The sequence below is a fragment of the Ktedonobacter racemifer DSM 44963 genome (assembly GCF_000178855.1).
GTDB classification, from domain to species: Bacteria; Chloroflexota; Ktedonobacteria; order Ktedonobacterales; family Ktedonobacteraceae; genus Ktedonobacter; species Ktedonobacter racemifer.
Genome location: NZ_ADVG01000003.1, coordinates 1,970,235 through 1,993,540 on the forward strand (window position 1 = coordinate 1,970,235; position 23,306 = coordinate 1,993,540).

The following is a 23,306-nucleotide window of genomic DNA, read 5'->3' on the forward strand; positions in this document are numbered from 1 at the left end:
ATGGAGAGCCCGGTGCAGGGACAACTTGCACGCCGGGTTCGGTGGGGAGGATGCGGAAACGTACATGCCGAAAGGGATGTAACGCGCCGTGTCCTTACCCAATCACTGCAAGAGCGTCGAGAGGTGTACAAGTATACGGGCAAGGGAACGAACTACAACGCGCAAGCCATGCAACTGCCTGAGATCAAAGAGATCAGAGAGGAGTACAAGGACATCCACTCTCAGGTGTTACAAGATGTGCTCAGGCGGGTGGAGAAGACCTTCAAAGACTTTTTCAAGCGGGTCAAAGCGGGCAAGAAACCGGGATATCCCCGATTCCAGGGTCGCAGCCACTATGACTCCTTTTGCTACCCACAAGCCGGCTTCTCGATCAAGAATGGGCGTTTGGAGCTCTCAAAAATTGGGCATGTCAAGATCAAGTTGCACCGTAAAGTGGTCGGGACAATCAAGACGTGTACTCTCAAGCGAGAGGGCGAGCGCTGGTATGCCTGTTTCTCGTGTGAAGTGGAACGTGTGCCACGCATGCCCTACACTGACGTAGCAGTGGGGATTGATCTGGGAGTGTCCAAACTGGCAACCCTTTCCTCTGGTGATGTGATTGAGAACCCCAAACACTACCGACGTGCTGAGAAGACACTTGCCAAGGCTCAGCAAGCGCTCTCACGGAAAAAGCGTGGTTCCAATCGGCGCAAGAAGGTTGTTCAGCGTGTGGCAAAGCTTCACAGGAAGGTGAGAAATCAACGCACTGACTACCTACACCAGTGGTCACGGCGTCTGGTGAATACCTACGAAACCATTGTCTTTGAGGATATCGCGCCTGCCAATCTCTCCAGGCGGGCCAAACCAAAGCAAGACGCAGAGACAGGGCAATACCTTCTCAATGGAGCCAGTGCAAAATCTGGCTTGAATAAGTCGATCTTAGATGCTGGTTGGAGTCAATTCATCGCCTTTTGCGAGTACAAAGCTGAGAACGCTGGTAGGGTGCAGGTGGTGAAGGTTGACCCTCGTATGACCAGTCAGATATGCAGTGAATGTGGCACTGTGGTCAAGAAAACGCTTGAAGAGCGTTGGCATTCGTGTGAATGCGGGTGCGAGCTGGACCGAGACCACAATGCCGCCATCAACATTAAACATCTTTGGCTCGGACGGAGCCATCAGGAAGCGCAAGCCTCCTGAGAAGCCCCCGGCTTCAGCCGTGGGGAGTCGTCACAATATCATCTTGTCATCGTTGCCCTCTTCAGCCATTAATGCTCTCAATTTAGCTGTGGTATCTTCTTGTGCCAGCGGCGTATAGACAACCATTTGCAGTTCAGGCTGCTCTGGCATGGGAAAGAGGGTTTGATGAAAGACAAGACGGCCAACCTGTGGATGATTGACTTCGAAGAAGCTGCCACAATCCAGAACAATCTCATGCTCAGGCCACCAGGCGCGGAATTCCGGGCTGTTCTGCTGCAACTTGGTAATCAGCTCGTTCAACCATCGATCATCGGGGTATCGATCATATCTCGTGTGTAAGGAGGCCAGGCAGCGCCGTGCCTCGCGTTCCCAGTGGACATGAAAGGTCCGTGAAGACGGATGCATAAAAAGAAACCAGGGGGCATTGCGTTCTCGTTCGGACCGGCTGGGATAATCGCCAAAGACGCGATTCGCAATCTCATTCCACCCCACGATATTCATCCGTTCATCAAAAAGCCTGGCTGGATAGGTAAAGCCATCTAGAATAGCTTGAGCAGCGGCATTCGGTTTTTGCGTTTGTCTCTCCTGTTCATCCAGCGCTGGCATCGAACCCTGCGCCAGAAGAAACAGATGGCGGCGTTCCTCCTCATTCAGTTGCAGAATGGAGGCAAGGCGCTCCAACACCTGGTCGGAGACCTGAATATCCCGGCCTTGCTCAAGCCAGGTATACCAGGAAACGCCCACGCCAACGAGTTGGGCCAGTTCCTCTCGTCTCAGGCCACGCGTTCGTCGCCGCTGAAACGCCGGAAGATGAAACTGTTCTGGATGCAGGCGAGCACGCCGATTTTGTAAAAAATCGGCCAATCCCGCACGGCGCTTGACTCTTTCTCTCATACGTTCCTCGTGGTCTCTGAGCCCAGTACTTGCGATAAGGCTATGTCTTTCCAGACATATGATACAACAGACTCCTGGTTAAAGCAGAGCCATCGCTTCATACTATCACTGCACTGTTTGTTGTTCAAACGAATCGTGCGCAAACCAGCGGAAGAGATTCTATCAGGAGGACAATATATGCCACAGAAAGACGATTTGAGCCAGCAATCGCCAGTAGACGCGGTTCGAGAGCGTTCTCTCGCGTCACGCGTGGGAGTCTATATTCAAGCAAGAGATACGGCAGAGGCCATTCTCAGAATATGCGAGGCCGAGCATACAGGTGTCCAACAAGCCTGGATGGCTATGGGAGGCGCAGGCTTCGCGGATATCTTGACCGTTCTGGCGGTTGCTGCCACTCGGACTGAAAAGATCAAACTGGGAACAGCGATTGTGCCCGCCGCTACGCGCCATCCACTGGTGATGGCACAGCAGGCGCTCGCAGTGCATGATCTCGCCCCAGAACGCTTGCGGTTAGGGATTGGCTCCGGTAATCCATTGTTCCTTGAGAATCGATATGGCCTGCCGCAGAGAGCGCCCCTCTCGTATCTCAAAGAGTATCTGGAGGTGCTGCGCGGCGTCTTATGGGAGGGAAGGATCGACTACCAGGGTGAATTTTTCCAGGTGGCGGATACCTTACCACGCACAGCTCCGGTTCCCCTGCTGGTCTCGACATTGGGCTTGAAGGCGTTCCGACTTGCGGGAGAGATTGCTGATGGGGCTCTTGCCTCGCTGTGTCCTGTTCCCTATCTGCTCGACCAGGCGCTGCCTGCCTTGCGAGCCGGAGCCGAGGAAAAGTCTCGCCCAGCTCCCCCTGTCATCGCGTGTTTGCCGGTCGCTATAAGTCAGGATGAAGCAGCGGTGAGCGTTGCAGTGCGTCGATTGATACAACAGGTAGCACAGGCGGGTGCGCACGCTCGTATGTTTGCTCAAGCTGGTTGGGCTTCCGCTGTGCATGGCGATGAGGCGGCGTTGCATGCCCTGGCGCAGGCACTCGTGATCAGTGGCAATGAGGTGACGGTGAGGGAGCGTGTGCATGAGCTGTTAGCGAGTGGTCTGGATGAACTGCTGCTTTTAGCCATGCCCATTGTGGATGAGGCAATGGAGCGAAAACAATTGCTCCATCTCATCAGTTCCCTTTAACATCCTCGCCACCTGGACGCTCATTGAAGCAAGAGATCGCCTTCCCCACATCTGGGGAAGGCGATCTCTTGCTTCAATGAGCCGCGTTTTCCTCTCGTATCACAAAGAAAGAAGGCGCCGTCGAAAAAGCTTGGACTTCCGCGCGCACTAGCGAGGCGATCACGTTACGCAGCAGATAACCCTGCCCGGTATCGGCGTCGGTGCGTAGCATATCGGGGGAGATCGTCACCTGCCAGGGAGCGTCTCCTGATTGGCGCTTCCCGATCGTCCTGGCTTCGACGCGCAGTGTCGTGTTTCCCTCATCCATACGTATTTCTCTACATCATCTAAATAGCGGTAACATCCAGTATCATTCATAGCGTTTGAACGCTGCTGATCAGCTTTCATCCACAAGGGAGTATGCTCTCGAAGAGGGCGCAAAGCGGTTACGCGTCAAGAAGGTGGTAGCACCCATACGATGAGGCTTGGAGCAATGAACACGTGTGTGAACGAGGGCAATGCACAGCCCCTCGGCTCTTTGGGGGAAAATACCAAAATTTTGTATTTTATAAATAGTGTAATTATCCCCTTAACGCCTGTCGTTTACCCACGATTTACAAAGGGAGCTTGAGCACAGATCGCTCCCATTGAAAAGAAAAGCCTATCAACAGCATTCCCAAACTCACGCATGATAGCAATTGTTACATGTGGGTAAACGACAGGCATTGATTCCGGAGCTTGCCCCTGCATGTATGCATGGGGGTCTGGTGACGAAACGAGCTATTGATCTCAGCGGAGAAAACTAAAGACTTAGGACTGGCCTACGATGACAGCCCTTTTTGGGACAAAGATTTTGCTGTTCGCTTATTCGCGAGAGCCCGCAATTGCCTCTCAAGCACTTGAATCCAGAGAGGAAATCTCATCTCTTTTCAGCAGGTTCTTCTTCCTTGACTCGCACGAGGATGGGAAGTGAGAGCGCTGGCGAAGAAGAGCTGACGCTCTTTCTCTTGGATATGGTTTACGCTTGAAAATCTCTTCTTAGTTGTTTCTGCCCAAGAGAAAAATGAGTGATCAACAAACTGTCCCGCTCAAAAATGGCTTCTCATCAAAGCACCTACCTTGATCTTTAGATCTCTCTGCCGAGATCAATAAAAGTTAGTGCCTGAAGTTCGAGTGCTCCTGCTTAGGCAGATAGCCTGGCTGAGCAGCGAAGAAGCGGAGATGCCGCTGAATATCGTTCAGCAGAAGATCCGCCAGATCGCGGCTGAAGCCCTCTTTGACGACCACGCGCAGGACCGCGAGATCCTCGCGGTTGGCGGGGAACGTGTAGGCTGGAACGAGCCAGCCTCGGTCACGCAGGCGTTCAGAGAGATCAAAGACGGTAAAGTTGGTGGGCTCCTTGAGTGCAAAGGCAAAAACGGGAATATCGCTACCGTCGCTGATAAGCTTGAAGGGTCCCAACTTTGCGATCTCACCGGACAGATAGAGTGCCACCTCCTGACAAGCTTTATGAATACGCGTATAGCCTTTGCGTCCCAACCGCAGGAAATTGTAATATTGCGCGACGACCTGGTTGCCGGGACGAGAGAAATTGATAGCAAAGGTCGGTATATCTCCCCCCAGATAGTTGACGGAGAAAACCAGATCCTGAGGAAGATCCTCTTTGGTACGCCAGATGATCCAGCCCACGCCCGGATAGACCAGTCCGTATTTGTGACCCGAGGTGTTAATCGACTTCACCCTCGGCACGCGGAAGTCCCAGGCCAGATCAGGCTGTAAAAACGGCGCAACGAAGCCGCCGCTCGCGCCATCCACGTGGATGGGAATATCCAGGCCCTTTTCCTTTTGCAGGGCGTCAAGCGCGTCATTCACCTCCTGTACAGGCTCGTAGCTACCATCAAAGGTGCTGCCCATAACCACGACCACTCCAATGGTGTTCTCATCGCAGAGCTTTACCGCTTCCTCCGCGCTCAGGTGATAACGCTCGCCCTCCAATGGCACAAAACGTGGCTCGATGTCCCAGTAACGACAGAATTTCTCCCAACAAACCTGCACGTTGATGCCCATGACCAGATTTGGCCTGTCCGTTGGCTTACCTGCGTCGCGCATTCGTTCGCGCCAGCGCCATTTGAGGGCCATTCCGCCTAACATGGCTGCCTCGCTCGATCCGACGGTCGAGCAGCCCACCGCTTCCTCGTGCGAAGGCGAGTTCCACAGGCGCGACAGCATATTGACGCAGCGTAGCTCTAACTCGGCAGTCTGCGGGTACTCGTCCTTGTCGATCATGTTTTTATCGAAGGTCTCATTCATCAACTGGCGCGCTTCTGGTTCCATCCAGGTGGTGACAAATGTCGCCAGGTTTAAACGAGCATTGCCATCTAGCATAAGCTCATCGCGAATAACATTATAGGTGGTCTGAGGCGACATCTCGCCATCGGGAATCTCGTAACGCGGCAGGGGTTTGTCCAGACAGCGCTGACCATAGGTCGGGGCTAAAAGCTGATCGTCCTCGCTCAAATCATGCAGAGGAACCTTCTTGGAAAGCATACCTTTGTTCCTTCTCTCCGTTTTTCTTTGGAAGCCATCCATTTGTGGATCGCGACAGATCGGCGGTGATCCTCTTAAATAGACGATCGTTGATACTGCTTCTATTCTATCAACAAACCGCCTCTGAAGGGCGTCCCACAGGAGAGATCCGTGGGTGCCTCCCAGCCCTTATTCGCTGTTGTCCACCAGGGCGCTTTCTGTGCGGTGCGAGAGGGATTATCGCCATGGGCGGACATCGTAATCCGCTGGCGCCCGGCGGCTTTGCCGTCAATTTGGCGTCAAATTTGGTGAGGTGAAGGTGTGCTCTCCCAACGATTTCTGCAGAGTCTGGGGCAACCTTCTCGACTTGGCAACAGTATTATTCTGAAACGTCGTAAGAAAGCTCTTCGGTAATTTTCATGCGGAGTGGTGCGCTGCGCCAGCAGCGCATGACGTTTCAGACAAAGCACGGAGCCATTTTATCGCGACTTTGACACAAAATTACCATCCTCAAGCTGTATCGGCGTTACAGGAATTTTAACTAAATAGTTGGATATGTTCAGATTAAGTGAACATGTTTTGCTAAGTGCGATTAGTTACAATTTGCCTGTTTCTCGCATGTATCTACTTGGTGTTGGATGATAGTGATGATGCCCGGTTTTTCTTTGGTGGCTTGGTTACTATATGCTGGCCGAAACGTCCGGCGTGCAAATACTTGGGACGATAGACACAGTGCCGTTCACCTATAAGCAAACATAGACAAAACTCTGAAAAGATTCTATATTGTTGAGTGTAACAGGTGGAAGCAGTATACAAGCGCACTGAAGAAAATCGTGTCTCTGTATGCTGATCGACAAACGATATTATTTTTAAGGAGTTGTAGACTGTGGGTGTTACTGGATCTTCATCACGTCGTGAATACAAAGGACGAAATAGCACACTATTTATCACTGATACAGGGGTAATTATTCAGGAAATCAGACGTGCATTTAAGCCTAAAATTGGCGAAATTACAATTCCATTTAAAAGTATTGTAGAAGTGCATTTTCGGAAGCCCGGTTTCGGGACTGAGGGCTATATTGATTTGAGGATAGCTGGTACACCAAATTACAGTTCTCGGATCAGACGCACTCATATTGTTACTTTCAAAGGTAAAAAGATGACTACTTTGTTTGAAGAGGCAAAGTCATTAATTGAGCAGCAAATTGCTAAAAGTGTAAATAGCGACCAAATTGCTCCTCAGAAAGCTCAAACAGGATCGAACGACGTTGTGAGTCAGCTTGAAAGATTGGCTACGTTGAAAAACAAAGGTATTCTTACTGAGGCGGAATTTCAAGCACAAAAACAGAAAATATTGGCTGGGAAATTTTAGGTTTTTGGGATTCTGGCTCATAGTCGATCTTAATAAAATACTTAAAAACATTTAGCCATGCGATAAATAGAATATGAGCCAGTTGGTAGCTGATTTTTCTCCTTTCTCCTCTGGCCTACAATATGGGCCTAGCTGCCTCCTTGCGGCTGGTGCCCATATTCACTGACACATGAGTGAAGAAACGTGGATGCTGAACATTTCTCTGCCCAGAATTGAGTATGTATTATTTTGGACTGTTATGGAGGTTTCGCGGATGGTGGCTATCTGTGTTTCTTCGATCTTGGCGGCACGATTGGCTATGCGTTGGAGTGCTACATTTCTAGCAATCTCGATGAGATTGAGTCTAAGCTTGTAAAGACGCCATCTAATGAGCAGTATTACGCAGAGCTTACCGCTGCCGAGTTAGCGCTAGATGACCTGTTGGGAGCGTTTATGGAACAAGGCTATCAAACGGGGATGAAAAAGCGCCTGGAAGAGATCAAAATGCTGCGCCGACATCTTTGAAAATTGATCACGTATGGGTACTCCCTGGCGATCTGGATGATCTGGTAGAGCGTGTTCATCCTCTTGCTAATTATGATGCCTATGAGAGCGAAGAGGAAGCCGAGGCAAATGCCCCTGCCTTCGACCTAAATAATCCCGAGCATTGCATAGCCTTGAAGGATCGTCTTTGGGACCTCAGTTGCTAAGCGTGCCAGTTAATGAGCGAGAGAGGTTTCAACTACAGGTTTAGAAAGGATCTAAAGAACCGTGCAATCGTTTACCATGAACAAAACGCCCTGGGTGGCATTTAGCACCTTCAGTGATACCGTCGGACTTATTTACCCTGAGAAAGCAGACAAAGGCCGTTTGGCTCCTGGCGAGTATGTGGCTTTGCCTCCCTATTGGTATCGTATACAAGAAGATACATGTAATCTGATTTATCTCGGTAAAACAAGCCAACCAGGATACAATGAACAAGAGATGCGATTAGAGTTGGCTACCCTCACCGATAGTGAGATTAATCCGCATCTGGCGATGGGAGATCTGGTAATTCCTGTCATTCATATTATCGACCAGCAAACATCTGACAGAGGAACGCTCTGGCAGCCAGGACGTGACCAGCGCAAGGGCGATTACTATCAGGTCGATGATAACCTTTATCAAGTGGGCAATGGGGGTCGCCTCAAGTTTATCGGTAAAAATATTTTCGAGACGAGTTATGAAGACTTTGCGCAAGGATTTACTCGCTTAACAGGTTTGCCCGTCATCGATGGAAACGACAGGAAGTCTGGTTACAACCTCACTCGTGTGAAATCGAAAGCGGACTTTGACCATCTGCTTGCAGTAATGCCTCTTCAAGAGCGTCCGCGATTTATACAAGAATATTCCAGACAGTTTGGCCCTCCACCCAGGTAAACGCCGGACCGTTTGATCTGCACAATCTGCCTACTATACTGCGCTAACCAACTGGATCTGGCATGAGCACGCTCGCTAAACGCATAAGAACGCGGCTGGTGCCGGGTCCGACTGATCTGGCGGTGGCGTACAGGGGAAGATAAACGCAAGGACGGGCAACATTGCCAATTTTAGATACGCTTTAAGGATATGAAAGGACAAATATGAGCTCATATGCTTCCAGAGATAAAGAACTTGTGTATGGTGACTCAGACGCTGGATTCCTTGTCTTTATGCAAAGGGACCTCGCCGAACTATATGCTGCATTGGCAAAATCCAAAACATGGGGGGAACTTAAGGTCAGTGTAGCAGCCGATATCTACCAGGAGGCAGTCGAAAGAGCATTTTGGATTACGGAGGAAGCTTACGAGTCTCAAGCAATGCCTTTACCCGAAGATGCTTTTGATCTTTATGACGTTTCAGATTATGTTGGCACTGACTGGCCTCCATATCCTATTCAGGAAATGCTTGAGTGGATGCCTGCTGATATCCAGCAGCAATATGGCGAAGTTCAAGACACCATGTTTGATGGCCCTCAGTTGATAATTGATACTGAACACAAACTCGAAATTGTGAGTGCACTTGAAAAGCAAGGGTACGTGTGCATCGAAGATGATTTATTAGCTCGCATAGCTATACGTAACTCCTCCTCATCAGTATATGAACAAAAATGGGCTTAATATTATTAAGCGCAAACGTACAACGTTGGAAGTAAGGAGAGACGTGAATATGAACGAAGAAGAGTTCCAGACAGCATTTGAGCAGCTTGCTGAGCAAGTCCAATCGCTCAATTTACGTGTGCTTGAGTTAGAGCAGGTGTCGAGGAAAAACCAGGAACTGGCAAACCTGGCATTCGATGTGGCACTTGCGAGCCCCTCGGGGGCAGTGGAGGCTTGGGCAAAAGGGGTGATGAATCCATCGAATTCAGTGGATATTGTGAGCGCATTGGTGAATGGCTATTTGCGGCAGATTGATCGTTACTTTGGCGACTACGCGAGTGACCCTCACGAAACAATGAACAAAACCTTTACTAATGACGACACCAACCCTCGCTATTGTTGGGATCAGGCAACCCTTTGGATCGAGACGGCGTTGGAACAATATGCAAACAATCTCCCCACTCATCCTGTTGGGGAGGATGAGCCTCTCATCCCGATAGAACTGCTACTCATTCAGAAAAGGTTGGCAAAGTACTTGCCCAGAATTGAGCAATGGGAGCAAGAATGGAAACAATGGCTAGAAAAGCGAGCAGAATCGAAACGCCGTTATTTCCAGAGGATGAAGGGGGAAAACATTGATTCTGCTAGATGAAAGATGTAACCAACCGGCTCTTTTCATTGTTAAGACGATTTGCTTCAACATTGCTAGACTCATATGCTGAGATCTTCCCGGCATGAAATGCTTGCTCTGTGCGAGGCAAACGGATATACTCAATGGGAAGAGCGCATGAACGTGAGCGGAGACTGCGAGAAGGGAAAGAACGCACCGTGTTGGACTGCCTGGTGTTTGCAAAACAGGATTCCTACGGAGACCAAAGCCTCTATTGAGCGTATTTGTTCGTCACATTTCCCGTCCCTTCGGTCCAACAAACAAAAGATGCACATTGTGTGTGATCAATGTCGGAATTCCGTAGGGACAGAGCCGGGCTCTGCCCGAGGTCACCTCACCACCTACGTTACTGCCTATTGGGATGGATCGTATCATTTTGATAACTGGGGCAACAATGTTAGAAAACCTCTCATCTGTTGACTGGGGCATACTCACCCACGCTTATGGTAAAGCGGATGACGTGCCACAACTGCTTCGAAATCTTGCCTCTCATGATGAAGAGGTTCGCAAAGTGGCTCTGAGATCGCTCTATGGCACTATTTATCATCAAGGAACTGTCTATCAAGCGTCAGCTTACGCTGTACCGTTTCTTCTTGAATTGGTGCAACAGGAAGAGGTCCAGGAGCGTGAGAGTATTCTTTCTCTGCTCGCTGATCTTGCAAGAGGCGACGCATATCATCGTCAACATATGCGGATCTATACTGATGAAGAAAAACACGATCCCTCTTTTCAAAAGCAGTTAGAAGAAGAAGTCTTCGAGGTAGATTGCACTCATCAGGCAGTCAAAGATGGAATCCCCCTTTATCTGGAACTTCTTGCCCATCAAGAGGTGAAGATCCGAACGAATGCCATCTACCTCTTGAGTTACTTTCGCAGCGAGGCCGCTCAATTGGTGCCACAACTGTCTACACGTTTTCAGTATGAGAGGGATCAAGGGGTGTATGCTTGCCTTCTCTACAGTGTGGGGATACTGATCAAGGATCAAAGTGTAGCCTATCCCGACGCCTTTCATCTGCTGGAGCAGTCTCTCGAGAAGGGAGAGACTGACCCCATCCGTGTGGCAGCTGCGATGGCATTGATACGAACAGGAAGCCGGTCGTTCTCTTCTCGCGTTCTTGATGTCATATTGGAAGCAATCATGCATCCCGAGACGGTTGAGAACGTCTATAAGGAACTTCCCTGGGTAGAGGATGGGTTTCTTTTTGAGGCGGTCATCTCGCTCTCTCAACTTCCTTCATCTTTCCATCACTCGCTTGTTGATCCTCGACTTATCGATTTCCTTGAGACGGTGCGCGCTCAAGATGAGGAGACCCTGGATCAGATTGCGCTCGACCTTGCGCTGGATCTCCATTCGGAAATGGGTCTGGATCCCCATTTTTGAGCGACGATGCATGACTCTACTGCAACTGCATCCAACGAATGAGAGAAACACTGGCATTTTTACTATTATGCTGACGATACGTGATCGGCGGCACAATGCAATGAACAAGGATGTGCTACGATGGCTGTTTCTGGTCAGTCTCCTACTTGGAAGCCCCTGCGCACCCTCAGGGGCCATACCAAAAATATTTACAGTGTAGCCTTCAGTCCTGATGGGCACATCCTGGCTAGTGGCAGTGATGATAAGACCATCCGCCTCTGGAACCTTTACAGTCGCAAGACCTTGCACTCTCTCTCTGGCCATCCCCGCTCTGTTAGAGCTCTAGCCTTCAGTCCTGATGGACATATCCTGGCTAGTGGCGGTGATGATCCCATCATCCGCCTCTGGAATCCCTCCAACGGCCAACTCCTGTACACCCTTAACAGTCAGGCTGGCTTGGTTCACGGTGTGGCCTTCAGTCCTGATGGACGCATCCTGGCCGGTGGCTGCGCCGATGCAACCATCCGCCTCTGGAATCCTCACAGCGGCCAACTCCTGAGTACTCTTCACGGTCATACCAGTTATGTTGAGAGTGTGGCCTTCAGTCCTGATGGACGTATTCTGGCCAGTGGCTGCTCCGATGCAACCATCCGCCTCTGGAACCCTCATAGCGGCACGCTTCTGCATATCCTCAACGGCAATCCCCTCGCTGTTCATAGTGTGGCCTTCAGCCCCGATGGGCACATACTTGCCGGTGGCTGCGCCGATGCAACCATCCGCCTCTGGCACCCCTCCAGCGGCCAGTTCCTGCGCACCCTCTCCGACCATCGCTGGGCCGTTGCCAGTGTGGCCTTCAGCCCCGATGGACATACTCTCGCTAGTGGCAGTTATGATAGAACCATCCGTCTTTGGAACCCTTCCAGCGGTCGGCTCCTGCACACCCTTACCGGCCATGCCTTCGCTGTTTACAGTGTCGCGTGGAGTCCCGACGGACGTCTTCTTGCTCGTGGTAGTTACAATAAGACCATCAAAATGTGGAGAGAAGAACACTGAGTTGGCTTTTCTGGCGAAAATGGATACTCAATGCTTGTTATACAGCTCATACCCACTACCCTGCTCTTGGTGACAGCTAACACAGTGGATCCGGACTTGGTCGACGCTTAGCATGCTATTGTGTTCCCAATACCATGTCTTGCCACTGGCATCATTAACAATGATAAAGTTGAGATAACGCTCAACATCATCAAGTATTATTGGTTGCTCGTACTAATATTCAATGTTGGCAGCATGGAGCTTATCCGCAATAATCCATTCTGATTTTAAATGCACAAGGTCACCACGCTCAGTACGACAGATCAGATTCCTATCCAGAAACACAGATTGGTTTTTAATACATATTTTAACCGGGCCCAACGGCCTAAAAAGCTTGGTCATGCGTGAGGAGAACCAACGTTTCTCGGTACGCATAGTAATTTGCTGGCATCCAGTGGCTTTGCTGTCAGTTTGATGTCAAAGTGGTTGAATGGTGGATCCGGCAAATAGCTGCTTGCTCCTCACCCCTAAATTTAGTGGATGCGCCATTGATGGCACAGGAAATTGTTATAGAATAGGGTCAAGAAACTTTATCATAACTGGTTGGAAATGGCTCATGGCTTCCGCTGCCCACTCTCGTAGTGCTGTAAGGTTTGACTTCGTATCTGTAATTTCTCCTGCATGGTACAAGGCAATGCGGGAAGCCTGGTTGTCATTCATACGCTCCCATTCCAGTGCTTCTGCCAGCTCTCCTAACTCCTCTTTTATGTCTTCTCGACGCTCATAAAGCGCGTCGAAAATGAGTTTGTTTCTTTCCTTATCTCTAGTATCAATATATAATTCAACCCTAAAACTATGAGAATGAGTAAAGGAGAAAACAAGCGAGGTAACTGGGGCACCTTTATCTGGTATCCATCTCCACAGTATCCAATTTCTACCATCGGGAGAAGGGAGACGGTGGTATGGAAGATGTTTTTCTTGTAATGCCTGAAGAAGCTCACTAAAAAAGTCTATATACTGCCTTTCTCGTTTCGTAATACGTGAAAATATGATTTTTTCTTCTGACATATTAATTCTGGAGACACGCCAGCTCGCATCAAGCCATTGCTGAGATTGGACATTGACAATAGAGTCATTTGCCCACCAGGAGCGATGTTGGCGTGCTGATGACGGTAATTGACCACGAATAATGGTTTCTACCTCTCGAAACGTTAATGCAACTTCTTTCTCTGTACGAGGTCGTTCCCGTAAGTAAAGAGCGAGTAAATCGTAATGGTTTTCGTTTTCACTGCTTGTTTCGTATACGAGCGCAGCCTCAGAAGTGTTTTGTTGTTGTGTGAGTTGTGCGCTATACAGGTAGAGGAACCAGTCCAACTCGATAAAGTCACGTGTTTTGAGCAATTTATGCAATGAGAACAGTACATCCTGGAGTTGTTGCCAGGACTGCGTACTTGCTGCCGTATGCCCCATCTTATGCAAGTAGGCTCTCGTGGCTCCGTTGACAATGCCAATGGCTTCAGGGTGGAAGATCATGCCAAGTCCGGTGGCGTTGTTATCACCGAAGCCTTTCGTGTTCAAGACCTGCTCTACTTTTTGTCGCGGGGTAAGTGTAGTGTCATTGAGATGGTGAAAAGCCTGCTTGACCAGGTCGAACCGAGTGTGTTGTTCTTTGAGTTGGGGGGCAAAGATAGCCGTGGTTTGCCCAAAGGTGTAGTTCCCCTGGAGCTCCAGGTCTCCATTATGCAGTGCTTCGCGCAATTCGCGCAGTGTCAGGTGATGTTCAACCATGGCGTTGTGCAGTTGGGTTTGCCCATAATTAAAGAAAATACGGAGTTCAATGTGACGGCTGCGTAGATAGGTGCGTGACTCAATCCGCCAGATCTCGCGTTCATAGGTCTCTATATCAGGTAGAGTCTCGGGATCGGAAGTCATTGCGCGGATCTGTTCTGCACGTGTGCGCCTGACGTCGACAATGAAGTTTGCCATTGTGTTGCGACGGAAATCGAGGTGCGCACGTTTGAGCGTCTCAATATCATGAATGGGCATAGCAGTGATCTCCAGCTTCAATTGTGAGCTTTTTACATAGTGCTGTATTTCGTTTGTTTATGGATGACAAAAATTTCTTTTTATCAGACCCGAGCGTAAGACCCCTGCCTTCGGGCATGGGGATACAAGCGAGTCCTTTTGTGGTGGATAGGGGAGAGTGGGATAGACCTCTATTGACATATTTACCCCTACCTGATAGACTAGAACAAGTGTTTTGTACATACACAACCAAAAAGTGTTTTCTGGGTTGCAAGGTAAATTCGTGTCCTTGCGTAAAAATGCTTGCGTACAAGTGTTCCTGTACCTCTCAATGTCAAGGTCTTTAAGAGCCCACAAGCCGCCTTGAATGCCAAGAGAGCAAACACGTTTTGGCTCGGACGGAGCCATCAGGAAGCTTCGGCTTGCTGAGAATCCCTTGCATTTATGCGTGGGGAGTCGTCACCACAGGATTGAATACCACCCCTGGCACGTTTACTTTTCTATGAAAGTAGGCAGAGTCGTGGAAAATGATCGTATCGCAAAATTTTAAATAATTATGGTTGATTCTGTTTGGCCTAAGAAGATACACGGATTGTATATCTTGTATGTATATAAGTCAATCACCGATAACGCCTGTCGTCTAAATCCAGTTCCATGTTGCATATTGCAGATTTCCTACTCTCTGGGGACCGGCTTAATCTTTTTGTAATTCTTTACCGCCGTCTGATACAGCTTCAGCCGTTTCCACACCGCTATGTTGCCTGCTTTTACCCCTGGAATTTTGGCGCTACTTTGGCATATGCAAAATAGCCGCCTAAGAGATCATTTCCAATTTCGTGTATGTGATGAGGAAGCAGTGTATCTGGCAAAAGAGAGTAGGCAAAGGCTGGACCTGGACACTGCCAATTTTTGCGAGCCTGGGTTTGAAAGGCACTGCGTAGATTTTTTGCGGAGCCAATAAAGAGCAGTTCACCAGAATCACTATCTACTATTTTGTAGATACCATACGACGTTGGAACCTCGTTTCTACTATGGAATGAGTAGAGTTCGCTCCAGTTCAGCCACATCCACGTTTGTTCAACTGGGGTGGCGGTTAATAGTAATGGGGGATAGCTTGGTCCTCCATGTAGGTTCGTTTGCCCTTCTGGCAGACGTTCACCTCTCCGCCCAGCTTTTCTCCCACCCGATTTCGTATACAACGGATGAAACCTGCCATGATTTGCAAGGGTTGAAGTACCGGTTTCTACCCGATATCTCCATAAGAGATAGTGGACAAGAATATCCAGATCCGGGTGCGTCGAATCTGTTGCTGCGGAACACTCAAAATGAAGGCCATCTGCGTTTTGCCATGCCCAGAGGGATGGTGCGGCAGTATGTGGATCGTTGAACGGCATTTGTGTGCGATCTTTTACCAGGTTGCGGTAGAGATCCCCGATACGTCCCCGCAAATCGCTTCCTGTCGATCCTATATAAAACAGCTCGTCACGTTCAATTGCCCTGACTCGATAGATACCTCGGCCAGTGGGGAGAGCAGGGCTAGATAATGGGAGCCAACTTGTCCAGGCAATCCCTTCCCAATCTACGCTCATAAATGATTTGTGCTCAGTATACGGTTGAGATGGTTCTTTGATGGCTACTACTCTCGGTAGAGGTGTGTTGCCATCTGTGTTTTGCTGTTCATGTTTAGTTATAAGACTGGCAATGTGTTGCCTGTGTGCAGGCGCAGAACCGTTTTGTTGCGTAAGTTGTGTGCCATACACATAGAGGAACCCGTCCAACTCGATGAAGTCTCGTGTTCTCAGTAATTTATGTAATGAGATCAGTACATCTTGTAGTTGCTGCCAGTTCTGCTGGCTTGCTACAGAGTGCCCCATCTGTTGTAAGTGTATTCTGGTGACGCTATTGACGATGCCGATGGCCTCAGGATGAAAGATCATTGCAAGACCGGTGGCGTTGTTTTCATCAAAGCCCTTCATGGTTAAGACCTGCTCTACCTTTTGGCGTGGAGTGAGTGTTGTATTGTTGAAGAGATGGAGAGCCTGCTTGACCAGGTTGAACCGAGTGTCTTGCTCTTTGAGCATAGGCGCGAAGATAGTCGAAGTTTGCCTGAAGGTGTAATTCCCCTGAAGTTCGAGATCTCCGGTATGCAACGCTTTGTGCAAATCGCTTAGTGCCAGGTGATGTTCGACCATGGCTTTGCGTAGTTGAGCTTGCTCGTAATATTGAGAAAAAATATCTAGTTCCAGGCGACGGCTGCGTAAATAGGTGCGAGATTCAAACAGCCAGACCTCCCGTTCAAAGGTCTCAATGTCAGAGAGGGCTTTGGAGTCAAAGGTCAAGGCGCGGATCTGTTGTGCACGAGTGCGGCGGACGTCGACAATGAAGTTTGCCATTGTGTTGCGCCGGAAATTGAGATACGCGCGCTTTAGCGCCTCAATATCATGAATAGGCATGGCAGCGATCTCCAGGTTGTGCGTTTTTCTTAAAAAATATGGAATATGCCCCATCGCGTATTGATGATCAAGCATGCCTTTTGCGTGGGGTTTTGAATGCAGCCGCTTGCTTGTCGGCATACTTCTAAAAAGCTGTTTCAGTCAAGCGGCATCGCCGGAAATACTTCTATGGCAAAGGCAGAAGGTGTTTATTTGCATTCATCCAGGCATATAGATGAGATTTTATATCTTGTGTAAAAATAAGTCAATCACGATAAAGAAAAATATTTGTTCTCTTCTATGCTGAGTGAGTTCTTGCTGCTTGACAAGCATTTAAATGCAGCCCTACAATAGTAGGCAACCTGAAAAGAAGCAATATGAGCTGCTCGACGAGAAATAAGACAAAATTTATTATTGAGGCGAGGCATGAATTATTATCTTTGGGTTGACGAGAGTGAAACACTCACCATAAAAAATTTTTACCCATTCAATGACACGCTGACGATGAGCTATCCCTCAGATGTGGTGTTCCCATTACAAGTGGATGAGCGTGTCTTTGTGTTTCAGAAGAAAGAAGAATATCTACTCCCCTATGAATTCAGCGTTGTGAGTATCAACCGCTCGGCACAAACACTGGTGTTACGTGTGAATGATATTTACCAGAATGGTTTACCGCTCGCAACGCTTGCTGTCCTGTTACCAGAACTTGAGTTGTTTACTGGTACACAACTCACCAGGCAACAGGTCTCAGGGATTGTCAGTCTGATGAATGCCTTCACCCTGAGTGATCTCGATGGCTACCCCCTCAATGAAGGTGAACCTAAAGCGTCCCTCATCCGTGAATCCAGCGCCGATGCTCCAAAAAAAGATGAACCAGGGGAACTTACACTGGCAGGCCTTGACGTGCTCAATGCCAACTTGAGTAAAATGGTCACGCAGTTTGAGTCGATGCAATCCTCTCTTTTGTCCAGGCTCGCCTCTGGTGGGCAATCAGAGGAGGTGGTAGATGAGGATAGTGACGTTGATGACGAAGAAACGATTGAAGTCATAGACTCCGATGAGGAAGACGAAGCGCTCTTTGAAGAAACTGAGGTCTTAGATTATGTCAAAGATCGCATTCGCAAGCAGGGCTATTACTTTGATGATGAGACTGTCTACAACTACCATATTTGCCTGAAGACGCGCCCCTTCGTTATCCTGGCCGGACTTTCGGGAACAGGCAAATCGAAGCTTGCCCAACTCTACGCTGAGGCCCTGGGGCAAGACGGCACGTTTAAGCGCCTCCCGGTACGTCCCAATTGGAACGATGACCGGTACCTGTTGGGTCATCTCAATACGATCACTGGAGAGTACATCACAGAACCTGCCGTGGAATTTGTCCTTGCCGCGATTGCCAATCAGAAAAAGCTTTACAGTCTCTGCCTCGATGAAATGAACCTTGCGCATGTTGAGTACTACTTCTCTCAGTTCCTGAGCGCCATGGAAGGGGACAGTGAGAGAGAGCGGCGTATTGAGCTGATGAGTCAACGGGCATTTGCCCAACTGCAAAGGCAATACCGCGGCCAGAGCAAGAAAGCAAGGCTCAAATTACCTCCCGCGGAGATTTGCCTGCCAGATAACCTTCTCTTTACTGGAACGATCAATGTCGATGAGACGACGCAGCCGATCAGCGACAAGGTGATTGATCGTGCGAACACCATTGAGTTTTTCAATATTGACCTGAACACTATCCCGGAGCCAGAAGATCCCGGTCAACCACTGCTCATCTCTAATCGCGCCTGGCAGAGCTATCGGGCAACTCGTCCTGATTCCCGTTATCGCGCCCAGATCGTCGAAATAGATAAGATCCTTAAGAACGCGAATATGGGTCTGGGCTACCGTATCGTCCGCGAAATAGAACTCTACCTTGCCAATAGTAGCGGGCTTCTCGACCCTCTGGTCGCTTTTGACCTGCAGTGCAAACAGCGCATTTTGCCGCGTATTCACGGGTCTGAATCAATCGATGGGATACTGGGCGAATTGATCACCTTTAGCAAAAAACATAAGCTCGATCGTACCGAAAAGCGGCTGCAAGAAATGAGGAACAGGTTGAAACGCGATGGCTACACCAGCTTCTGGCGCTAATGCTAATCCGAACACGTGGCTGACTCTGAACGGCAAACCGTTGAGCTTTCAAGAAGATGCCGAAAATCTTGAAGCTGGAGCGATGGAATACAGGCGCAATGAAATCATTATTACCGCCTATGCGCCTCGCCCAATAGAGATTTATATTGATCAGGTTCAATTGCATACCCATGACTATGGCTACTGGCAGTGGAGGCCGCGCAGCTATGCTGGCCTGTATGAGGTGCGTGTAACAGCGCCCGGCTATCCCGATGCGATGACAAACGTTCGGGTCATCCCTCAGTACTTTACGCAAACTCTCTATCAAAGGATGCAGGATGATCTCAGTGCGATCGCTGCTGATCTTCTTTTCAGTTTGGTCTCGAGTATCAGTGAACGCGTGAAAAGCGTCAGGCGGCTTCAAGAGACCTCTGCTTTGCAAGATTACCGTCATGTGCGAGCCATTGTTCAGAAGCTGGGTGATATTCTCAGTGAGATTCGACGTGACCCTTATTATGTCTTGAGCAAGACGACAGAACAGCGGGACTGGCACGAGGTCTGGCAATTTAACGCGGACTCTCAGAGCATTGGTGGAGACGCGATTCACGTTCCTCGGCGATCAACTGGAAAAGCGCGTTCATTAACACTCCCTACACGCTGGCAAGTTGCTCACTCCACCGTTTCATATGACGTGTACGAGAATCGTTTGTTAAAGCAATTTTTACAAAAACAGCTCGTGGCGAAACTCAACTCAATTCAGGAACGGGCGGAGAGCGAGATCAAGCAGCGTAGCGTTACCCTGGCATATATGCAACGGAATCACTTTCAGAATGCCGAAGACGAAAGGCGCGAGATTACGGCTCTAAAAGGTGCAATCGAGCAATGCCAGAGCATGAAGGTTCGTTGCAGGCAGTGGGGCAGTGAACGGTTTCTCCATTCTGTACAAAGCAACGTATTAGGCGGAAAAGCGACACAGGTCCTACTCAAGCACCCTACGTACAGCCGCTTTTACAAGCTCTACTTGGAATTTCAGCAGCAGCTTCAAATAAGCCTGAACGCGCAGGACTACCTGACAGAGCTCAGTGTACGGAAAATCCCCGAACTCTATGAGATGTGGAGTGTCTTCGCGCTCACCAGGATGGCGATAGACGAATTGCTGCGCAATGGGTATGAACAGGTCTCCCAGGGTCTCTTCTACGAGGTAGAGAAAAATAATTTTCGTTTCGAGGTGCGCAAAAATGCTGCCAGTATTGTACTCGCCAAAGAGGAGAAGCGCATCAAAATCATGTACGAGCCGGTCTATCCCAATCGTAATGTGACCAGAGCAGAGGGGTTGGTGACGACGAACGGGAGGAATCTACCGCAGACACCGGACATGTCCATTGAGCTCTATGAACGCAATAAGCCACAAGCCGTTTGCATTTTCGACGCCAAGTATAAACGGGTACGAGAAACAGATGGGTACTATTATCCGCTTACTGAGGACATGGACAAAATGACGAACTACGTGACCCGCATCAAGTACCAACAGCATGACAGCGCTGCTCGCGATTACAGGACACGCAATATTGTTTCATCTGCATATGTGCTCTATCCTGGAAATCGTGTTTACGAGGAAGGAGACGGCGAAGTTGGAGGCATTCCCTTACGACCAAATATGCCCTCGCAGCTCCAGGAGGCGGCCAGAAAAAAGCTCCATGACATTCTCTATGAGGCGAACATGATCTGATCGCTGTCTGTCGGGGCAACGCGTAGATGCCTTGGCCTCGAAGGACTCTTACATCTATATCGTGTGTTTTTTGGTGACGGATGCAGGTACAAGTTGCCTTTGTGCAGGATGGCCGACTGGTTGCCTACTTGCCTTCTCACCGGATTGCTGATAGTAACACATAAGATGCAAAAAAGAATGTGAGAAAATATGACCGATTATTTTGAAGTCACTGCTATGCCAAGGCAATTACTCATTCCAACACGGGAACAACTTTTCGCCTTCTGTCACGACCTTGTGGAAAGTAACATTGTCATGTTCCCGTGCCTGATCCTGCAACCTCAAGAACATTTTGATCATCAATCATATCAATCATGTATGTATCTGGACTCCATGGAATATAGGCCTAGGCTTCTCAAACCAGTGAGTGGTGCATTGGATCAAGAGGGCCAGGCGGACCTCCTCTTCTATTGTAATGATGAAGCTACCTTGCGCGAAGTCATTGACAACATTCCCTCTGGGGAACCCACCCTTTGTTTCCGCTTCGACAATCTCAATTTCGGGAATAAGGATATCGCGGCACTCTATCAATCTGGCTTTAAAAACAATATAGAGGAGCACCAGTGGTCTGGCATACGCGTGAGAGCAAAAGTATTTGTATTCCGCGAATCCCAGATGGTCCCAATAGATTACGAAGGAGAGGATGAGTATAGCGACCTGGGGAGTTTGGAGGAAATGATCGAGGCTCGGGAAGATGTAGGAGAGCAGTACGATGGTACATGGAGCCACAGGCACGATCGTCCAACATGTTATTGTGTCCGAATAGGGTGGGATGGAGGAACCGGCCATCTTAGTGCCTCTATCAGAGCAGTCCTCAGCCGCCATTTTGGCGCTGATTTCCTCGAAGGGTATTCTGGGGGAACTTTGGACCAATAAACGCATCTCTTGTAGCGAGCATGCCATTGCTGAATCCACTCAGCATTTGATGGCCCAAGAGGTCAGGCGACGGGATTGCAACCACTGTGGCTGTGAGCTTCTTGGACGTTGTACACAGGAAGTTTCTTGAATCTACAGTAGGCATGTTCTTATGTTATCTCAACAAGAGCAATGCTCTCGTGCGGAAGAGTTTATTCTCTGAACAGCCTGAACGCCGGAATTTCCTTTTCTTTTACTCGCAACTGCAATACAATCTACTTGCTAGGTTGTAAAAATATTTGTTCGTTGTCAGGTGATTGTATGAAGTGATTGATGTTGATTAGTTGCTCCGGTAGCAAGAATCCTACCTCTGGAATGCTTCCCGCGATAGAGCGCTATACCGGTGGCGTGTATAAAAGTATTAAAAAAGCCAGGAGAGAAGGATATTGGCCAGCGGAAACGGATATCCTTATCATTTCCGCTAAGTACGGGCTTATTTCTGGAGACACACCCATTGAGATGTACGATCAGAAGATGACCAGGGACCGTGCCGTAGAGTTGCAAAAAGAGGTCAGCAGCAGCCTGGACGTGCTTTTACAAGAGAGGAATTATAATCAGATTTTTTTGAATCTGGGCAGCATATATTTACAAAGTATCACGTTATCCTCTGAGATCGATCGGGCACGCCAATCTGGCCGTCTGCAAGAGGTGGCGGGAGAGATAGGCATGAGATTACGCCAGACAAAATACTGGCTGGAAGAACAACACAAGGAAGACAGGAAAATCTCCATTGGTTAATGGGGGGCATTTCAGATATACCCCAGAAAACACTGTGTTTCTGAGAACGTGCCAGGAAGCGAATTTGTAGGAGTAGCTTGCTATGCAAGGACGACAGCGAAAGTATTGGGCTTTTCTTGCCAATCCAAGGGTGTATGATATTGAAAAAGCAATTCAAGAACAGGACGAGGATAGCTGGACTATTCAAAAAAGCGATGTTCGAGCTGACGACCGAGCCATCATCTGGAAAGCCAAAGGCAATGGTCAGCAGAGAGGAATCGTCGCACTGGCAGAAGTGTTAACAGATCCCGTCTCTGCAAAGGCCCATAATGAGCAGCACTGGGTAGATCAACAAAAAGCAAGTGAGCAAGTGGATCGAGTGCAGGTTCGCTACTATGCCTCCTCGGTTTTGCCCTTGTGGGACAACCGGACAGATGTACCGCTTTTGAAAGAATTAAGTGTCGCTCGCGCAACGGGCGGATCGATATTTCACGTCACTCCTGATCAATGGGACACGCTTATGGAGCTTGTAGGAGGATGGCCTGGAAGCACTCCTGAAATAGCAAGTGTCGAACACGCCATCATTGAATACACGGGAAAAAGACGTTCAGGACAGGGGTATGTCTTCGATGCCGATCTCCGGCGAGCAATCGAACTGTATGCGATGGAGCACGCAAGGGCCTTCTATCAAGAACAAGGATGGAGTGTCTCCGATGTTTCTGCCACGCATTCATATGATTTGCTCTGCACTTTAGCAACGGGAAAGGAACTACACGTTGAGGTCAAAGGGACGACCTCGGACGGAACACAAATTTTGCTCACAGCAAACGAAGTGACGCATGCGCAAAATTTTTATCCCAATGTCGCGCTCTTTATCCTCTCGCATATCCAGGTTACTTCAACAGTACCTTTGAAGCTCGAAGGTGGCGAAATTCAGCGCCTGGAGCCCTGGAATATTGGCGAAGGGACGCTCTCACCCCTCGCCTTCTCCTATAAAAGGGGAAAATAAATCAGGAATCTCTGAATCTCAAATAGTGTGTCTCATATGGCACATCTTTTGTT

General features: G+C 49.0%; 20 protein-coding genes. 15 read left to right on the forward strand and 5 right to left on the reverse strand.

All coding sequences use genetic code 11. From position 1 onward, the window contains the following. Positions 1–12 precede the first annotated feature (12 nt). Positions 13–1,176, forward strand: a complete 1,164-nt coding sequence (locus KRAC_RS37700; RefSeq protein ID WP_007916488.1) for an RNA-guided endonuclease InsQ/TnpB family protein — start codon at positions 13–15, stop codon at positions 1,174–1,176. Positions 1,177–1,206: 30 nt separating this feature from the next. Here KRAC_RS37700 and KRAC_RS37705 read toward each other — a convergent pair whose 3' ends face one another. Beyond that, positions 1,207–2,070 carry a helix-turn-helix transcriptional regulator gene (locus KRAC_RS37705; RefSeq protein WP_007916489.1) on the reverse strand — a complete coding sequence of 288 codons (864 nt, stop codon included), beginning with the start codon at positions 2,068–2,070 and terminating at the stop codon, positions 1,207–1,209. Between the two features lie 177 nt (positions 2,071–2,247). Here KRAC_RS37705 and KRAC_RS37710 point away from each other — a divergent pair, with 177 nt between their 5' ends. After that, a complete protein-coding gene (locus KRAC_RS37710; protein ID WP_007916490.1) occupies positions 2,248–3,249 on the forward strand; it encodes an LLM class flavin-dependent oxidoreductase in 1,002 nt (333 codons plus the stop codon). Between the two features lie 73 nt (positions 3,250–3,322). Here the strand turns inward: KRAC_RS37710 and KRAC_RS37715 are convergent, their stop codons facing one another. Both KRAC_RS37715 and gad read right to left on the reverse strand, forming a co-directional pair. Then, positions 3,323–3,556: a hypothetical protein gene (locus tag KRAC_RS37715; RefSeq protein WP_007916491.1), complete on the reverse strand. Its 234-nt coding sequence runs from the start codon at positions 3,554–3,556 to the stop codon at positions 3,323–3,325. Between the two features lie 827 nt (positions 3,557–4,383). Next, positions 4,384–5,775: a glutamate decarboxylase gene (gene gad / locus KRAC_RS37720; protein WP_007916497.1), complete on the reverse strand. Its 1,392-nt coding sequence runs from the start codon at positions 5,773–5,775 to the stop codon at positions 4,384–4,386. 865 nt (positions 5,776–6,640) lie between these two features. Here gad and KRAC_RS74825 point away from each other — a divergent pair. The 8 genes from KRAC_RS74825 (at position 6,641) to KRAC_RS37760 (ending at position 12,305) form a co-directional block, all read left to right on the forward strand. Next, positions 6,641–7,126 (forward strand): SHOCT domain-containing protein, encoded by a 486-nt coding sequence (locus KRAC_RS74825; RefSeq protein ID WP_007916498.1) that lies wholly within the window; start codon positions 6,641–6,643, stop codon positions 7,124–7,126. A 228-nt stretch (positions 7,127–7,354) separates the two neighbouring features. Next, the gene (locus tag KRAC_RS37730; protein ID WP_007916499.1) at positions 7,355–7,630 is read left to right on the forward strand and encodes a hypothetical protein; all 276 of its coding nucleotides are present in this window, start codon (positions 7,355–7,357) and stop codon (positions 7,628–7,630) included. Beyond that, positions 7,627–7,815: a hypothetical protein gene (locus tag KRAC_RS37735; protein ID WP_040445659.1), complete on the forward strand. Its 189-nt coding sequence runs from the start codon at positions 7,627–7,629 to the stop codon at positions 7,813–7,815. The genes KRAC_RS37730 and KRAC_RS37735 overlap by 4 nt, the downstream gene beginning before the upstream one ends. Before the next feature lie 61 nt (positions 7,816–7,876). Further along, entirely contained in the window at positions 7,877–8,524 is a 648-nt protein-coding gene (locus tag KRAC_RS37740) for a hypothetical protein (RefSeq protein WP_007916500.1), read from the forward strand. 203 nt (positions 8,525–8,727) lie between these two features. Further along, positions 8,728–9,243: a hypothetical protein gene (locus tag KRAC_RS37745; RefSeq protein ID WP_007916504.1), complete on the forward strand. Its 516-nt coding sequence runs from the start codon at positions 8,728–8,730 to the stop codon at positions 9,241–9,243. Positions 9,244–9,292: 49 nt separating this feature from the next. Continuing rightward, on the forward strand, positions 9,293–9,874 hold the full coding sequence (locus KRAC_RS37750; RefSeq protein ID WP_007916506.1) for a hypothetical protein: 582 nt from the start codon (positions 9,293–9,295) through the stop codon (positions 9,872–9,874). A gap of 529 nt (positions 9,875–10,403) precedes the next feature. After that, entirely contained in the window at positions 10,404–11,273 is an 870-nt protein-coding gene (locus KRAC_RS37755; protein ID WP_157507550.1) for a hypothetical protein, read from the forward strand. 120 nt (positions 11,274–11,393) lie between these two features. After that, positions 11,394–12,305 carry a WD40 repeat domain-containing protein gene (locus tag KRAC_RS37760; protein ID WP_007916508.1) on the forward strand — a complete coding sequence of 304 codons (912 nt, stop codon included), beginning with the start codon at positions 11,394–11,396 and terminating at the stop codon, positions 12,303–12,305. Between the two features lie 546 nt (positions 12,306–12,851). Here KRAC_RS37760 and KRAC_RS74830 read toward each other — a convergent pair. Both KRAC_RS74830 and KRAC_RS37770 read right to left on the reverse strand, forming a co-directional pair. Beyond that, on the reverse strand, positions 12,852–14,330 hold the full coding sequence (locus tag KRAC_RS74830) for a DUF4268 domain-containing protein (RefSeq protein WP_007916509.1): 1,479 nt from the start codon (positions 14,328–14,330) through the stop codon (positions 12,852–12,854). Positions 14,331–15,076: 746 nt separating this feature from the next. Continuing rightward, entirely contained in the window at positions 15,077–16,762 is a 1,686-nt protein-coding gene (locus tag KRAC_RS37770; protein WP_007916510.1) for a hypothetical protein, read from the reverse strand. Between the two features lie 405 nt (positions 16,763–17,167). Between KRAC_RS37770 and KRAC_RS37775 the strand changes: the two genes are divergently transcribed. From KRAC_RS37775 to KRAC_RS63265, 5 genes are all read left to right on the forward strand, one after another. Continuing rightward, positions 17,168–18,865 (forward strand): McrB family protein, encoded by a 1,698-nt coding sequence (locus tag KRAC_RS37775; protein ID WP_007916511.1) that lies wholly within the window; start codon positions 17,168–17,170, stop codon positions 18,863–18,865. Then, positions 18,840–20,573, forward strand: a complete 1,734-nt coding sequence (locus KRAC_RS37780; protein ID WP_007916512.1) for a DUF2357 domain-containing protein — start codon at positions 18,840–18,842, stop codon at positions 20,571–20,573. The genes KRAC_RS37775 and KRAC_RS37780 overlap by 26 nt, the downstream gene beginning before the upstream one ends. A 189-nt stretch (positions 20,574–20,762) precedes the next feature. Beyond that, the gene (locus tag KRAC_RS37785) at positions 20,763–21,488 is read left to right on the forward strand and encodes a hypothetical protein (RefSeq protein WP_007916514.1); all 726 of its coding nucleotides are present in this window, start codon (positions 20,763–20,765) and stop codon (positions 21,486–21,488) included. Positions 21,489–21,800: 312 nt separating this feature from the next. Beyond that, the gene (locus tag KRAC_RS37790; protein WP_007916516.1) at positions 21,801–22,265 is read left to right on the forward strand and encodes a DUF6884 domain-containing protein; all 465 of its coding nucleotides are present in this window, start codon (positions 21,801–21,803) and stop codon (positions 22,263–22,265) included. 82 nt (positions 22,266–22,347) lie between these two features. Beyond that, complete coding sequence (locus KRAC_RS63265) at positions 22,348–23,253, forward strand: EVE domain-containing protein (RefSeq protein ID WP_007916517.1); 906 nt, start codon at positions 22,348–22,350, stop codon at positions 23,251–23,253. Positions 23,254–23,306: the final 53 nt, after the last annotated feature.